General features: G+C 72.1%; 14 protein-coding genes. 11 read left to right on the forward strand and 3 right to left on the reverse strand.

The window, feature by feature from the left end:
• Positions 1-6: 6 nt before the first annotated feature.
• Positions 7-669 carry a maleylpyruvate isomerase family mycothiol-dependent enzyme gene (locus tag BT341_RS16865; RefSeq protein ID WP_072477220.1) on the reverse strand — a complete coding sequence of 221 codons (663 nt, stop codon included), beginning with the start codon at positions 667-669 and terminating at the stop codon, positions 7-9.
• 136 nt (positions 670-805) lie between these two features.
• On the opposite strand from BT341_RS16865, the gene BT341_RS16870 reads away from it, so the two are divergent.
• Positions 806-1189: a YciI family protein gene (locus tag BT341_RS16870; protein ID WP_072477221.1), complete on the forward strand. Its 384-nt coding sequence runs from the start codon at positions 806-808 to the stop codon at positions 1187-1189.
• A 1-nt stretch (position 1190) separates the two neighbouring features.
• Entirely contained in the window at positions 1191-2444 is a 1254-nt protein-coding gene (locus tag BT341_RS16875) for an RNA polymerase sigma factor (protein WP_072477222.1), read from the forward strand.
• A gap of 334 nt (positions 2445-2778) precedes the next feature.
• Here BT341_RS16875 and BT341_RS16880 read toward each other — a convergent pair whose 3' ends face one another.
• Together BT341_RS16880 and BT341_RS16885 are read right to left on the reverse strand one after the other, a co-directional pair.
• Positions 2779-3477, reverse strand: a complete 699-nt coding sequence (locus tag BT341_RS16880) for a winged helix-turn-helix transcriptional regulator (RefSeq protein WP_072477223.1) — start codon at positions 3475-3477, stop codon at positions 2779-2781.
• Between the two features lie 62 nt (positions 3478-3539).
• Positions 3540-4346 (reverse strand): AfsR/SARP family transcriptional regulator, encoded by an 807-nt coding sequence (locus BT341_RS16885; RefSeq protein WP_072477224.1) that lies wholly within the window; start codon positions 4344-4346, stop codon positions 3540-3542.
• Positions 4347-4832: 486 nt separating this feature from the next.
• Here BT341_RS16885 and BT341_RS16890 point away from each other — a divergent pair, with 486 nt between their 5' ends.
• The 9 genes from BT341_RS16890 to BT341_RS16930 all read left to right on the forward strand — a co-directional run bounded on the left by BT341_RS16890 (position 4833) and on the right by BT341_RS16930 (position 15593).
• A complete protein-coding gene (locus tag BT341_RS16890) occupies positions 4833-5738 on the forward strand; it encodes a helix-turn-helix transcriptional regulator (protein ID WP_084742880.1) in 906 nt (301 codons plus the stop codon).
• A 30-nt stretch (positions 5739-5768) separates the two neighbouring features.
• Positions 5769-6764, forward strand: coding sequence for a DUF1702 family protein (locus tag BT341_RS16895; protein ID WP_072477226.1), 996 nt, complete (start codon positions 5769-5771; stop codon positions 6762-6764).
• A gap of 127 nt (positions 6765-6891) precedes the next feature.
• Entirely contained in the window at positions 6892-7875 is a 984-nt protein-coding gene (locus tag BT341_RS16900) for a DUF1702 family protein (protein ID WP_072477227.1), read from the forward strand.
• Complete coding sequence (locus tag BT341_RS16905) at positions 7872-9845, forward strand: FG-GAP repeat domain-containing protein (RefSeq protein ID WP_072477228.1); 1974 nt, start codon at positions 7872-7874, stop codon at positions 9843-9845. Before BT341_RS16900 ends, BT341_RS16905 begins: the two co-directional genes overlap by 4 nt.
• A gap of 5 nt (positions 9846-9850) precedes the next feature.
• Positions 9851-10849: an enediyne biosynthesis protein gene (locus BT341_RS16910; protein ID WP_072481993.1), complete on the forward strand. Its 999-nt coding sequence runs from the start codon at positions 9851-9853 to the stop codon at positions 10847-10849.
• On the forward strand, positions 10846-12219 hold the full coding sequence (locus BT341_RS16915; protein WP_072477229.1) for a cytochrome P450: 1374 nt from the start codon (positions 10846-10848) through the stop codon (positions 12217-12219). The genes BT341_RS16910 and BT341_RS16915 overlap by 4 nt, the downstream gene beginning before the upstream one ends.
• 25 nt (positions 12220-12244) lie before the next feature.
• Positions 12245-12814: a DUF5987 family protein gene (locus BT341_RS16920; protein ID WP_084742881.1), complete on the forward strand. Its 570-nt coding sequence runs from the start codon at positions 12245-12247 to the stop codon at positions 12812-12814.
• The gene (locus BT341_RS16925) at positions 12811-14463 is read left to right on the forward strand and encodes a GMC family oxidoreductase (protein ID WP_072477230.1); all 1653 of its coding nucleotides are present in this window, start codon (positions 12811-12813) and stop codon (positions 14461-14463) included. The genes BT341_RS16920 and BT341_RS16925 overlap by 4 nt, the downstream gene beginning before the upstream one ends.
• Before the next feature lie 71 nt (positions 14464-14534).
• A complete protein-coding gene (locus tag BT341_RS16930; protein WP_177328823.1) occupies positions 14535-15593 on the forward strand; it encodes a carboxymuconolactone decarboxylase family protein in 1059 nt (352 codons plus the stop codon).
• Positions 15594-15700 lie beyond the last annotated feature (107 nt).

A 15700-nucleotide genomic window follows, 5' to 3' on the forward strand; every position in this document is an offset into this window, starting at 1 on the left:
CGGCGGTCAGTTCTCCAGCAGGTCCAGCCATTCGGCGGTGTGCTCGCCGCTGAACGACAGCGCCAGGTCCTCCGCGTGGCGGCGGCCGGTCACCAGGAGGCAGAAGTCCTCCGCCGGGCCCGCGATGCGGTCCGGGGCGTCCTCCGGGCCGAAGTCCCACCGCGTCCCCGACGGGGCCCGCAGCTCGAACCGGAACGGGCCCGGCGGTGTCCGCTGGTGCCGGTGGTAGGCGCGGTCCCTGGTCCGGACGCCGTAGTACGCGACATGGCCGATCGCGTCGTCGCGGCGCGGGCGGATGCCCAGCGTGTCCGCGATGTCCTGGCCGCACGCGAACAGCTCGGTCAGCGCCGCCGCGGCCAGCACCGACGGCCGCAGCGGGCCGTCGCTCCACGGCAGCTGCGGCTTCGGCGGGGCCGACGCCAGCAGGGCGTTCGCCTTCCGCTGCTCGATCAGCCACGTCACGATCGCCTCGTCGAGCGAGTCGTACGAGATCTGCGGGGTCACGCCGAAGGCGCCCGGGTTCTCGGCGCTGAGCCGGACCAGCCGCGCGGTCGACGTCAGCCGGGCGAAGTGGCCCGTGAGGTCCGGGCCGGGACCGTACCCGTGCCGTTCCGCCAGCTCGGCCAGCGCCTCGGTCTCGGCCTGCAGGTCCGTGAACACGTCGGCCATCGGTGCCACCCTCCCGGATCCGCGACTGCCCGGCATCCAGGCTGGCAGGTGCGCCCGCGGCGGCTCCACTCCGCGCGTGCGACGCCCGCGTCGGGCGTCGGCTATGTTCGTGCACAGCGACGATGGGAGTCCGGGCGTGAAGTACCTGCTGGCGATGTACCTCAACCCCGACGTGCTGGCGAACCTGCCCAAGGAGGACATGGACGCCATCATGACCGGGCACCAGGACTTCATCCGCACGATCCGCGAGTCCGGCGAGATGATCGGCACGCAGGCGCTCGCGCCGGCCGCCGACAGCACCGTCGTGCGGGTGCGCGGCGGTCTGCCCGCGGTCACCGACGGCCCGTTCCTGGAGTCGAAGGAGTTCCTGGCCGGCTACTACCTCGTCGAGTGCGCGAGCAAGGAGCGCGCCGTCGAGCTCGCCGCGATGATCCCCGACGCCGCGATCGACGGCTTCGGGATCGAGGTGCGCGAGATCGTCTTCTTCGCCGACGCCGAATCCGAGATCCCCGGTTCGTGAGGTGACCGCGCCCGCCCCGGTCGCCGAGGTCCTGCGCCCGCTGGTGCCGCAGGTGCTGGGCGTGCTGGTGCGCCGGTACGGCCAGTTCGACGCGTGCGAGGACGCCGTCCAGGAAGCCCTGCTGGCCGCGAGCGAGCAGTGGCCCGTCGAGGGTGTCCCGGCCAACCCGCGCAGCTGGCTGGTCACGGTCGCGACCCGGCGGCTGACCGACCACTGGCGCAGCGAGAGCGCACGGCGGCGGCGTGAGGAGACGGTCGCCGTGCGGGAGCCGGCGGCCGTCGTTCCCGGTCCGGGCGAGGAGCAGCCGCCCGAAGCCGACGACACGCTGAAGCTGCTGTTCCTGTGCTGCCACCCCGCCGTGTCGCCGCCTTCGCAGGTCGCGCTGACGCTGCGCGCGGTCGGCGGCCTGACCACGGCGCAGATCGCGGCCGCGTTCCTGGTCCCCGAGGCGACGATGACCCGGCGCATCACCCGTGCGAAGGAGCGCATCGCCGCGGCGGGGTCGACGTTCAGCGAGCCGTCCCCGGACGACTTCGGCGAGCGGCTGCGCGTGGTCCTGCAGGTGCTGTACTTGATTTTCAACGAGGGGTACACGGCGACGTCGGGGGAGAACCTCGTGCGCGCCGAGCTGGCCACGGAGGCCATCCGGCTGACCCGCGCGGTGCACGCGCTGATCCCGGACGAGGGCGAGGTCGCGGGCCTGCTCGCGCTGATGCTGCTGACCGACGCCCGCCGCGAGGCCCGCACCGGCCCGGACGGCGAGCTGGTTCCGCTGCCGGAGCAGGACCGCGCGCGCTGGAACGCGGCGCTGATCGCGGAGGGCGAAGCGCTGGTGGACGCCACGATCGGCCGCGGCGCCATCGGGCCGTACCAGGTCCAGGCGGCGATCGCGGCCCTGCACGCCACCGCGCCGAGCACGGAAGAGACGGACTGGCCGCAGATCGTCGAGCTGTACCGCGTGCTGCAGGCGCTGATGCCGAGCCCGGTGGTGACGATCAACCAGGCGGTGGCGGTGGCCCAGGCGTCGGGGCCCGCGCGCGGCCTGGAGGTGCTGGACACGGTCGACGCGAAGCTGGACGTGGGGCTCCGGCTGGACGCGGTGCGCGCGCACTTGCTCGAGCTGGCGGGGGACGCGGCGGGGGCACGCGAGTGCTACCTGCGCGCGGCACGGCGGACGGCGAGCCTGCCCGAGCGGCGGTACCTGCTGAAGCGGGCCGAGCGGATCGCGCCGGAGACGGACGCCGCGCGGAACTGACCGCGGGGCTGGTTGGGCTTCGCGCGGGGCTGACCCGGGTGGGCGGGGCGCGGACCGCGGCGGATCGAACGAGGGCGGGCGGGATCGCGCCAGGTGGGGGCTTCGCGCGGGGCTGGTCTTGGGGTGAGTGGGTGGGACTCGCCGTGGCTTGGCCGCGGCGCGCGCGGGTGGGAAGTTCGCGCGGGGCTCACCCGGGTGGGCGGGGCGCGGGCCGCGGGGGGGATCGAGGGTGGGCGGGCTGGGTGGCGCCGGGCCAAGCCCGTGCCGCGGTGGACGCGAGCGGCCCGCCCGGGGCCAAGGCCGGGCGGGCCGTCGGAACTCGGCGAACCAGAACTCAGCGGACCACGATGCCCGTCGGGGGTTCCGGGGCCGCCGGGACGTGGAACAACCGGGCCAGCAGCTCCAGGTCCGCCACGTCGCCCTCGATCGACAGCTTGCCCGTGCGGACCGCTTCGCGGGCCGGCGTCTGGCCGCTCATCAGGTCCAGCATCGCCGCGCCGCTCGTGGCCTTGACCACCAGGTCCGCGCCGGCGAAGCGGCCCTCGCCGACCTTGACCGTGCCGTCCTCCACCAGTGCGTGGACGATCATGCGGTCGTCATAGCGGATCTCGTAGGTGATCTGGACGCCTTCGGCCACGTCCGCGCGGAACATCGTGTACAGCGACAGGATCGCCGAGTCCAGCGTGAACACGTCCTCCGGGCCCGGCCGGTGCAGCGAGCGGGCGCCCCACAGGCCGAGGTCCAGCAGGATCTGGTCGAGCTCGCTGCCGTACTGGGTCAGCTCGTAGACCAGGCCCGCGTCGAGCTCGGCGCGGACGCGGCGGCGCAGCACGCCGGTCGCCTCCAGGTCGTTGAGCCGCGCGGACAGGATGGACGGCGGGATCTTCGGCAGGCCGGCCTGCAGCTCGTCGTAGCGCTTCGGGCCGAGCACCAGGTCACGGACGATCAGCAGCGACCAGCGCTCGCCGATGATCTCGAGCGCGCGGGCGAGGCCGCAGAACTGGCCGTAGGCACGGGTGTTGGGAGCGGGCATCGGACTTCCTCACTTCTTTCTCGGGCGGAGCGATGGTCGGCCGGAGCCGGGGAAGCGGCGGGTCAGTGGTGGTCGCCTTCGGAGATCAGCTCGCGGTGCAGCAGCTGCAGGTCGTCACACGGTTCGACGCCGAGCTCGCCGGCCAGCCGGGACCGGAGCCTGCGGTAGACGGCCATCGCGTCGGAGCGCCGCCCGCTGCGGCCGAGCACGCGCATCAGCTGCCCGTGCAGGGCTTCGTCGAGCGGGCTGCCGGTGGCCAGCGAGCGCAGCTCGCCGATCAGCTCGCGGTGCTTGCCGCTGACGATCTCCGCTTCGATCCGCAGGTGCAGCACGCTGCGGCGCTGCTCCAGCAGCTCCGTGCGGTACGCCGACAGGATCGGTCCACAGTGGACGTTGGCGAGCGGTGGGCCGGACCACAGGTCCAGCGCCGCGCGGTAGGCGTCGGCGGCCGCGGCGTGGTTGCCGGCGTCCTGGTGCTCGTGGCCGAGCTGCTGCAACCGGAAGAACCGATGCGTGTCCACTTGGGACGGATCGATGTAGAAGGTGTAGCCGGACTGCTTGGTGGCCAGCAGCTGCTCACCGTCGGCGGCCAGCCCGTTCTGGTCGATGCACCGGCGCAAGTGGTAGACGTAGGTGTGCAACGTCGTCCGCACCGTCCGGGGCGGGTTGTACGACCACAGCTCCTGGATGAGCGTGTCGATGTGGACCATCTTGCCCGGGCGCATCACCAGCACCGCGAGCAGCTGCAGGACCTTGGGCGTCGTCGGCGCGTAGTCGACGCCGGCGCGCAGCACCTCCAGCGGGCCCAGGACGGTGAACCTCACACCACCGTCGTCCGGCGCTTCCGTTGGCGGCAGTTCGGAGTACATGGGCAAGCCTCCAGCGTCTCAATGCGTCCCTCGCGCTCCCCAGTCGTGCCACACGGGTCGGGGGACGGCCGACTCCGGGCTTCTCGTCGAATGTGACAGAGCGTCCCTCCGGCGACCAGTGAGTCACCCATCAGAGTCAACGTGGGTTTACCCCGTGGTCCCGTGCGTTCCGCAGGTCCTTCCCGTGCCTTCCGCACGGTCCGCCATCCGGCCCAACCTGGGCCGGGACGCCCCGGCGGGTCGCTGGAACGGACCAGGCGCGGCCGCGGCGGGACCGGCGTGGCGCGCGCGGGCGGGCGTCCGGCACGCCGCCGCCGTGCGTTCCGCACGGTCCGTCCGGTGCGGATTTCCCGCGGCCGCGCGGATGTCCCACGACCGGGTGCGTTTCGCCCGGGAATCCTCCATCGCTCGTCGAGCGTCCTGCGAGATCCGGCGTCTTCCCTGGCACCAGGAGAACTGCCACCAGGGGAATTCGAGGTTGGACGGATGATGTTGCGGTCTATTGCGGCTGTCGGACACGACAGCGAGTTCGACGATCCGCCGCGGGTGCCTGCCCTCGACCGGGTCGAGAAGTCGGTCCGGCCCGCCGTGCTGCAGGCCATTTCGTCGATCCAGGAGCGGTACTTCGAGCCGATCACGCTCGCGGACCTGGCGTCCGAGGTGTTCGTCAGCCGGTTCCACTTCTCGCGGATGTTCGCCGACGCCACCGGGGTGACCCCCGGCCGGTTCCTCACCGCGGTGCGGCTGTTCGAGGCGAAGCGGCTGCTGCTGACGACGTCGCTGAACGTCTCCGACATCGTGTGCAGCGTCGGCTACAGCAGCGTCGGCACCTTCACCAGCCGGTTCTCGCGCGCGGTCGGGATGACGCCGACGCAGTACCGGGAACCCCAGGTCGCCGAGCTGCTCGTGGCGATCTCGCCGACGTTCCACCGGATCCCGCCGCTGACGGCGCTGCGCGCGGCCGGCCGCAGCTGCGCCTCGCTGCAGACCGGCACCGGTGTGCTGTCGCTGCGGCTGGACATGCCGCGCGGGTCCGCGCCGGCGGACACCCTCGTCGGCCTGTTCGCCGAGCCGGTGCCGCAGTGCGGCCCGGTCGCCTTCGGCGGCATGGCGAACATGAGCTCCGGTGAGCTGACCCTCCAGGGCGTGCCGCCGGGCCGGTGGACGGCCATCGCCGTCGCGCAGCACCAGCCGGGCGCGGGCGGGCCGCGGTTCTCGATCGGCTACTCGGGGGTCACCGTCGCGCCCTACGGCCACTCGGCCGCGCGGGTCGGCCTGCGCGCGCCGGCCCCGACCGACGCGCCGATCGCGATCACGCTGGCGTCGAAGCCGTCGCCGTTCACCCAGCGCATGCGCGCCGCCCAGCGGCCGCACCTGCGCGCGGTCGCCTGACCCCCGACGAAGCAAAGGACGGCCACGACGATGTCCACCGTAATCGGAGTGCTGCGCAAGCGTTTCCTCGCTCCTTCCCTGGCTTCGGTCGGCTTCGCCGAACGCGGCTTCCCGGTCACCCACACCGACGCGACGGCCCGGCTGGAGGCGGTGCCGCAGGCGGTGGTGTGCGGGTTCGAATGGGCCATCGAAGGCGCCTCGCTGTGGGAGATCGAGCGGCGGCTCGCGCTGGTCGAGCCCGAGCAGCGCGGGTTCGCCTACGAGGGCGCGACGATGGGCTACACGATCCTCGACGCGATGCCCGGCGGCGGCCGTGACCGCACCCGCCGGCTGCTCGAAGGCCCCGGACGCCCGCACATCTTCCTGACCTACATCGGGATCGGCTTCGCGATGGCGCGGCTGCCGCGTCCACTGTGGAAGAACATCCTGCCCGAGCTGACCGGCGTGGCCTACCACCCGGTGATGAGCTGGCTCGCCGTCGACGGCTACGGCTTCGACCGCGCCTACTTCGACACGCGGCAATGGGTGGACGAGCAGGCCGAGCCGGTGCCCTATCCATGGGCGGGCCGGCCGGAGTACTTCGGCCGGGCGTTCGACCAGGGCGTCGGCCGCGCGCTGTGGTTCATCCACGGCGGCAATCCGGACGCCGTCGCGGCCGCGGCCGGGCGGTTCGCCGAGCACCGGCGGCCCGACCTGTGGAGCGGGATCGGGCTGGCGGCGACGTTCGCCGGCGGCAGCGACCAGCGCGGGCTGGGCCGGTTGCGGCGGGCGGCCGGCGAGTACTACGACGAGCTCGCGCTCGGCGTGGTGTTCGCGGTCAAGGCGCGGACGTACTCCTCGTACGTGCCCGCCCACACCCACCTCGCGGCAGGCGTGCTCACCGACCTGTCGGTGCAGGGCGCGCAGAACCTCGCCGACCGCACCGAGCGGGCCGACGGCGACGACGGCCCGCAGCCGCCCTACGAACTGTGGCGGCAGCGCATCCGTGAGGAATTCGCCCCGGCCGCGCGGCGGCGGGCGAGCTGAACCCCGCTTTCCCGGAGAAGCCGCGCCCGATCCGCACGCAAGCGTGGAGTAGCGCGCTGACCAGCGCATCTGTGACCGTATAAGCAAGACCGAACCACCCTATTCGACCCGTAAGGGGGAGAGTGCGTTGGGCAATGGTTGGCGCGCGCTCAGACGCCGCATCCTGACACCGAACGTCGCGGAAACCTCGCTGGAGAAGCGGGGTTTCCACCGGAAGAGCCCGGCCGCTCAAGAACGGCTCGAGACGGTCGGGGAGAAGTTCCTCCTCGGGTACGCGCACGCCGTCGAGGCGCGCTCGGTTGAGCAGGCCGAAGAATGGCTCGAACGCATTCCGCCGCAGTTCCGCGGATTCGCCTACGAAGGCGCGGGAATGGGGTACGCCGTTCTCGACGGGCTGCCGTTCGGCAAGAGCTCGAACATCGCCGAGTTCCTGGCCGGCCCCGGCGAGCAGCACGACTACATCATCTACGTCGGCGTCGGCTGGGCGATGGCCCGGCTCCCACGGTTCGCGTGGCCGAAGGCCGCGGCGTTCGACCCGCTGCTGCGCTGGCTGGTGCTCGACGGGTACGGCTTCCACCAGGCGTACTTCAAGACCGCCGAGTACATCGGCCGTCAGCGCCAGGACCACGGCTTCTCCTGGCCGGACCGGCGTTACGACGGCTATGCGCTGCGCGCCATCGACCAGGGCATCGGCCGGGCGCTGTGGTTCGTCTGCGGTACCGACGTCGCCCTGGTGACCAAGACGATCGAGCAGTTCCCCGAGTCCCGGCACGGCGACCTGTACGCCGGGGTGGGGCTGGCCTCGACCTACGCGTGCGGCGTCACGGCCGACGAACTGGCGGAACTGGTCGACCGGGCCGGGATCCACCACGGGCAGCTCGCCCAGGGGAGCGCCTTCGCCGCCGAATGCCGGGTGCGCGCGGGCCTGATGATCCCGGAGACCGAGATGGCGGCACGGGCGATCTGCGGGCTGCCCGCCGAGCGCGTGGCGACCATCACCCAGGAGGTCCGCCCGGCCGTGGTCGTCGACGGCGACGACGTCCCGGCGTTCGAAACCTGGCGGCAGCGGATCGCCGAAGAAGTGCTGACCCACGGAGGGAAGAACAAATGACCACGACCTTGGGCTGGCTGCGCAAGCAGCTGGCGGGCATCGTGGCGCTGGCGCTGATCCTCGGCCTGTTCCTGGTCGCGCGGCTGCCCAGCGTCTCCGCCGCCGAGCAGGACTCCATGGCGGGCAGGTTCCACTTCACGCCGATGACGATCGCGCTGCCCGCGGCGACCAAGTCGCAGTCGATCCGGACGGTGAACAAGGAGTACGAGCACATCGCCGCGTGGATCTCCTCGGTCGGCGCCGCGATCGCGCTCAACGACATCAGCGGCAGCGGCAAGGCCAACGACCTGTGCCTGGTCGACCCGCGCAGCGACCAGGTCGTCATCACGCCGGCGCCGGACTCGGGCCCGCGGTACGCGCCCTTCGCGCTCGACCCGGCGCCGGCCCTGCCGACGTGGGACTACATGGCGCCGATGGGCTGCGTCCCGGGTGACTTCAACGAGGACGGCCGGACCGACGTGCTGGTCTACTACTGGGGCCGCACGCCGGTGCTGTTCCTGCAGAAGGCCACCGCGACGAAGTTCGACGCGGCCGCCTTCCAGCCGACCGAGCTGGTGCCGGGCGACAACCGCGGACCGGACGGCAAGTACGACGGTCCACTGTGGAACACCGACTCCGCGACCATCGGCGACTTCGACGGCGACGGGCACGTCGACGTCTTCATCGGGAACTACTTCCCGGACAGCAAGGTCCTCGACCCGACCGCCGACGGCGGCATCACGCTGAACCAGTCGATGTCGCACGCGACCAACTCGGGCGGGAAGTACGTCTTCCGCTGGACCGGTGCCACCTCCGGGGCGCACCCGACCGCACGGTACGCCGACGACTCGCAGGGCATCCCGGAGAGCGCGCGCCTCGGCTGGACGCTGGCCTCCAGCGCCACCGACATCGACGGCGACGGCCGGCCGGAGCTCTACATCGCCAACGACTTCGGCCACGACCACCTGCTGTACAACAAGTCCACGCCGGGGCACGTGTCCTTCGGCGAGGTCACCGGGGTCCGCGGGATCACCGACCCGAAGTCGAAGGTGCTGGGCCACGACTCCTTCAAGGGGATGGGCGTCGACTTCGGCGACCTGAACCACGACGGCCTCTACGACCTGTTCGTCAGCAACATCACGACGTCGTGGGGCATCGAGGAGTCGAACTTCCAGTTCATGAACCAGGCCAAGGACACCGCGGACCTGACCCGGCAGCTGAAGGACGGCGTGGCGCCGTTCCACGACGAAAGCGCCACGGACGGCACAGCGTGGTCCGGCTGGGGCTGGGACGTCAAGATCCAGGACTTCGACAACAGCGGCGAGAACCAGATCGCGCAGGCGACCGGGTTCGTCAAGGGCCAGGTCAACCGCTGGCCGAACCTGCAGGAGCTGGCCACGGCCCACGACGGGCTGCTGTCCAACCCGTTCTGGTGGCCGAACGCGCGTGCCGGCGACGACATCGCCGGAGACCAGACCCTGCACTTCTTCGTCAAGAGCCCGGACGGCCGCTACACCGACCTCGCGCCGAAGCTGGGCCTGGCGGTGCCGGTGCCGACCCGCGGCATCGCCGTCGGCGACACCGACGGGGACGGCCTGCCGGAGTTCGCGGTGGCGCGGCAGTGGGAAGCGCCGATCTTCTACCACAACGACAGCCCGAACCCGGGCAAGTTCCTGCAGCTGAAGCTGACCACCGACACGCCGGTGGCGCCCGGCCCGCTGCCCGCGGCGGGCCCGCCCGCCATCGGTGCGGAGGTCACCGTGACGACCGCGGACGGCAAGAAGTACCTCGGCCGGGTCGACGGCAGCAGCGGGGAGGCCGGACGGCGCAGCTTCGACGTCCAGATCGGCCTCGGGCACGACGTCGCCGGCCCGCTGGACGTGCACCTGCAGTGGCGGGACCGGACCGGGCAGCTGCGTCAGCAGGACCTGAAGCTGGCACCCGGCCAGTACTCCTACCAGCTCGGTACCCAGGCTAAGGAAGCGAAGTGACCGGCATGGCCACCCCGACCCTGACCAAGGTGGACAGCGCGCCACCGAAGCGGACCAACAAGGTCGTCACCGCGCTGCGGCGGTTCGCGATCTCGATCACGATCTTCAACATCGTCGGCTACACCGTGCTCGGCTTCGAGCAGCCGTGGCTGTACCCGTTCATCGCGCTGGCGACCGCGTACACCACGGAGATCCTCCTCGAGGTCATCAATTCCCGGGTGACCGGCCGCGAGGTCCGGTTCAAGGGGAACGGGTTCAAGGGCCTGGTCGAGTTCCTGCTGCCGGCGCACATCACCGGCCTGGCGCTCAACATGCTGACCTACGTCAACGACCGCTGGCAGGTCATGGTCTTCGGCGTGGTCGTCGCGGTCGGCGCGAAGTGGGTGCTGCAGGCCCCGGTCTACGGCCGGATGCGCCACTACATGAACCCGTCGAACTTCGGGATCACGATCATCCTGCTCGTGTTCCCGTGGGCGAGCATCGCGCCGCCGTACCACTTCACCGAGCAGGTCGACACCTGGGTCGGCTGGCTGATCGTCGGCATCATCCTCGCGTCGGGCACGGTGCTCAACGCGTTGCTGACCAGCCGGATGTGGCTGATCGCGGGCTGGCTGAGCTTCTTCGTCATCCAGGCCTTCGTCCGCGGCTGGATCTTCGGCACGTCGATCCCCGGCGCGCTGGCGATGGGCACCGGTGTCGCGTTCGTGCTCTACACCAACTACATGGTCACCGACCCGGGCACGTCACCGTCGAAGCGCGGCTCGCAGTTCGCCTTCGGGGCCGGGGTGGCGCTCGCGTACGGCTTCTTCACCGCCGTGCACGTGGCCTACGGGCTGTTCCTGGCCACCGCGACCGTGTGCCTGATCCGCGGGATCTTCCTGTGGGGCCTGCACTTCTCGACCAAAGCGCGGCTGAAGTTCGAGGCGGAGCAGGCCGCGCAGAAGGCGAAGCTCGAGCTGGCCAAGCCGGCCGGCGACGAGCGGCCCGGGGCTGTCGCGGCATGACCGTCCCGCCGGACGAGGCCCGGGCGGCGCGCACCGCGCCGCCCGGGCCGCCGCGCCGGGCGACGATCCGGTTGCTGAAGCAGCTCTTCACCGACCGGCTCGCGCTCATGGGCGACAACGCCGAGGCCTACGGCGACGTCGTCCGCATCGCCATCGGCCCGAAGGCGATGTACCTGGTGAACCACCCGGACCTGGCCAAGCACGTGCTCGCCGACAACGCGGCGAACTACCACAAGGGCATCGGCCTGCAGGAGGCCCGCCGGGCACTCGGCGACGGCCTGCTGACCAGCGACGGCGAGACCTGGCGGCGCCAGCGCCGGACCATCCAGCCGGTGTTCCAGCCCAAGCGGATCGCGCGCCAGGCCGGGATCGTGGCGTCCGAAGTGGACGCTCTGGTCAAGCGGCTGGCCGCGCACGACGGGCCGGTCGAGGTGCTGCACGAGATGACCGGGCTGACGCTCGGCGTCCTCGGCAAGACGCTGCTGGACGCCGAACTGGGCGGCTACGAGACGCTCGGACATTCGTTCGAGGCCGTGCAGGACCAGGCCATGTTCGAGGCGGTCACGCTGAGCATGGTGCCGCAGTGGGTGCCGCTGAAGAAGCAGCTGCAGTTCCGGACCGCGCGCGCCGACCTGCGCCGGATCGCCGACGAGCTCGTCGAACGGCGGCTGGCGCACCCGGTCGAGGGCGGGGAAGACGTCCTGTCGCGGCTGATCGCGTCGGGGTCGGAGGAGGGTTCGTCGCGCGAGCGCATGCGCGACGAGCTGATCACGCTGCTGCTGGCCGGGCACGAGACCACCGCGAGCACACTCGGCTGGGCGTTCCACCTGATCGACGAGCACCCGGAGGTCGGCGAGCGGCTGCACGCCGAGGCCACCGAGGTCCTCGGCGACCGGCTGCCCGGGCACGAGGACCTGCGGCGGCTGACCTACACCGCGTCGGTCGTCGAGGAGGTCATGCGGCTGTACCCGCCGGTGTGGCTGCTGCCGCGGGTCGCCCAGGCCGACGACGAGATCGGCGGGTACCACGTGCCGGCCGGGTCCGACGTCGTCGTGGTGCCCTACACGCTGCACCGGCACCCGGCCTTCTGGACCGACCCGGAGCGGTTCGACCCGGACCGGTTCACCGCGGCCGAACGACCGCCGCGGTACGCGTACATCCCGTTCGGCGCCGGGCCGAGGTTCTGCATCGGCAACAGCCTCGGGGTGATGGAGGCGGTCTTCGTGCTCGCGCTGGCCGCCCGCGACCTGCGGCTGCGCAAGCTGCCCGGCTACGTCGTCGAACCCGAGGCGATGCTCTCGCTGCGGGTGCGCGGCGGGCTGCCGATGACCGTGCACCCGCGGGCCGCCGAAGCCCGCCGGGCCGCTTGATCCACACCGATGAGGAGGTAGGCCGGTGCAACCCGAGGCCACCGAAGAAGACCGCGTCATGAACCTGACCCTCGAGGCCTACGCGGACACGATCGTGCCGGGGGAGAAGCGGTCCGCCGGCGACCGGGCCGTCGCCGGGGCCGCGCCCGGCCCGGGCGCGGTGGCGGCGGGCGCGCTGGAGCTGCTGAACTTCGACGCGACCGGCGTCACGGCCGGCCTGCCCTACCTCGCGCAGTCGCTCAACGACCACGCGAAGGTCTACGCGGGCGAAGTGGCGCTCGAACTCGACCACGACGTCCCGCCGTTCGTCGCGCTGCCGTACGAGCACCGCCGCGAGCTGGTGCGGCGGCTGACCACGCCCGGTCACCCCGAGAAGGACGGCTGGGTCAGCCTCGCGCTGTTCTGCAACATGGCCTACGACAGCGCCGCGCACAAGCACACCGCCGACGCCATCCGCGAGGGACACCCCGGCCTGCTGGCGCTCGGGTACACCGCCCCGGACGCCGACGGCTTCTGGCGGTTCCCGAAGTACGGCTACGGCCGCAAGCTGGCCGAGCTCCACCCCGACACCACGCCTTCCGGGAGCCCCGCATGAACGCCATCGACAAGACCGACGTCGTCATCGTCGGCAGCGGTTTCGGCGGGTCCATCCCGGCCTACCACCTCGCCGCGGGCGGGGCCAAGGTCACCGTGCTCGAACGCGGGCCGTGGCTGGCCGCGGACGACTTCGAGCACGACTACCTGCTCGGCTCGTCCTACACCCGGGCGTTCGACTTCATCGTCGGCGACGGGATGAGCGTGCTGGGTGGCAACTGCGTCGGCGGCGGCAGCGTCGTCTACTTCGCCGCGATGCCCCGCGCGCCGAGGTTCGTCTTCGAACGCCACGGCAGCATCGGGCGCCGGATGTGGCCGTCGGTGATCTCCCGCGACACGCTGGAGCCGTGGTACGACCGCGTCGACGAGTCGATCCCGGTGTCCAAACAGGACTGGAGTGACGTCTCCTACGCCGGCGGGCTGTGGGCCGCGGCCTGCCACCACTCCGGGCGCACGGCGAACCCCGCGCCGGTGGCCGTCGACAACGACACTTGCGTGAACTGCAACTTCATGATGGCCGGCTGCAAGTTCGACGCCAAGCGGTCGATGCTGACGAACTACCTGCCCGCGGCGCTCGCGCACGGCGCGCAGATCCGGCCGCTGCACGAAGTCCAGCGCCTGGAACGGACCGAAGACGGCGGCTACCGCGTCCACTTCGACCTGATCGACGAAGCGGACTACCGGATCCGCACCGGCAGCGGGGTCATCGAGGCGAAGGTCGTCATCATCGCGGCCGGCGCCGGGGCCACGCCGGTGATCCTGCAGCGCTCGGAGGCCGCGCTCGGCGTCATGCCGCACGGCGTCGGCCGGTACTTCTCCGGCAACGGCGAGCGGCTCAACACCGCGATCATCGACGAGGACCGCGTCCGCGAGGTGCTGGGACTGTCCCGTGAGGACGGTCCGGTGTACTCGGCCAACCACATCGGCAAGGGCCCGACCGTCGCGAACTGGGACAAGCTCGACGGGTCGCTGCCGGAGTACGAGCGGTATTCGCTGGAGCAGCTGTACTTCCCGCCGGGGCTGGGCACCATCCTCGCCCAGGTGCCGGGCGGCGACGAGCCGCGCTGGTTCGGGGCGCAGAAGAAGGAGATCCTCAACCAGTGGGCGAACTGGCTCACGATCTTCCTGATGACCGAAGACGACAACGAAGGCGTCTTCGGCGCGCCGCCGCCGACCGGCAACGCCTACCGCATCTCGCAGCAGATGCTCGGCCGTGGCTCGCTGCGGTACGAGCCGACGCCGAACACGCGTCGCGGCTGGGCGCTCGCGGACGCCGACTGCAAGGCGATCATCGAGAAGGACGGCATCGCGAAGGTCGCGCCGTGGACCAACGACGTCGTCGGCGCCTACACCGTGCACCCGCTCGCGTCGTGCCGGATCGGGGACGACGCGGCGACGTCCGCGCTGCACCCGAACCACGAGCTGCGCAACCACCCGGGCATCTTCGTCACCGACAGCGCGTCGGTGCCGGGCGCGCTGACGGTGAACCCGGCGATGACCATCGCCGCGCTCGCCGAGCGGTCGGTCCCCGGCATCGTCCGGGCCCTGCAGGCCCGCGACGTCGACGTCAGCTACGGCGCCCCGGCCCCGGACGGCTCGATCACCGGCCGCCGCGCGGTGTCCAAGCTCGACCTGGTCGCCGGCAGCTGATGCACGGGTACGTCGAGCTCGCGCTCCTGGGTGCCTGGGAGCGCGAGTACGCCGGTTCGCGAGGAGGAACGATGACCCCCGGACTGGTGCGGGTCGCCCTCCGGCGGACGCTGCGGGACGTCAAGTACGTCGAGGCCGTGCGGCCGCGGCGGGCGCGGGGGCTCGTGCGGGACGTCTACCGGCAGGTGGAACGGGACTTCGGCATGCTCGCCCCGCCGATCGCGCTGCACTCGCCCGCGCCGGACGTGCTCGCCGCCGCGTGGCTGATGCTGCGGGAGTCGCTCGTCGCGCGCGGGTCGGCGAGCCGGGCGGAGAAGGAGGTCGTCGCGGCCGCGGTGTCGGCGGCGAACTCGTGCCCGTACTGCGTCGAGGTGCACGGCATGGCCCTCGGTTCGCTGGGCGAGCCGTCCGCCGCCGCGGCCATCGAAGCCGGGGCCGTCGTCCCGGACGCGGACACGCGCGCGCTGGCGGCGTGGGCGAGCGGCGAGGGCGACCTGCCCGCGGACGCGCCCGCCGCCGAGTTCACCGCCGTGGCCGTGGCGTTCCACTACCTCAACCGGGTGGTGAGCGTGTTCCTCGGCCCGTCGCCGCTGCCGGACGCCGTGCCGCAGCCGGCCCGGGCGAAAGCCAAGGCGATACTGGGATTCTTGCTCAAGCCCGGCCTCGCGCCCGCACCGGGCGAGGCGCTCGGCCTGCTGCCGCCGACGGCCGCCGACGGCCCGGGCTGGGCCGCACCGGGCAGCACCCTGGCCGACGCCTTCGCGCGGGCCGGGGCGGCGGTCGAGGCGGCCGGGGAACGCTCGGTGCCGTCCCGCGTGCGCGACCTCGTCCGCCGGGAAGTCAAGGCCTGGGACGGCAAGCCGCCCGGGCTGAGCCGCGCGTGGGCCGAGCCGGTGCTCGCCGAGCTGCCCGCCGGCGAACGGGCGGCGGGCCGCCTGGCGCTGCTCACCGCCAAGGCGGCCTACCAGATCGGTTCCGCCGACGTCGCCGCCGTTCGTCCGCAATGGACGGACGATCGCGCCCTGGTGGAGCTGGTGTCGTGGGCGGCTCGCACCGCGGCCGTGGCCGCCGGTGACCGGCTGGCGCACCGCCCGCGAAGAGAAGACTCCCCTCGTCGGCGCGGGCGATGATCGAACGGCCGGCTCGCCCGCTGGGGCGCGCAGCACCGGGACACACCGAAACGAGACCCGGTTCCCGACGCCGCCCCGCGGATCCGGCAGGCCGGCGGTCACCGCGC

Origin of the sequence: Amycolatopsis australiensis (genome assembly GCF_900119165.1) — a bacterium.
Lineage (GTDB): Bacteria > Actinomycetota > Actinomycetes > Mycobacteriales > Pseudonocardiaceae > Amycolatopsis > Amycolatopsis australiensis.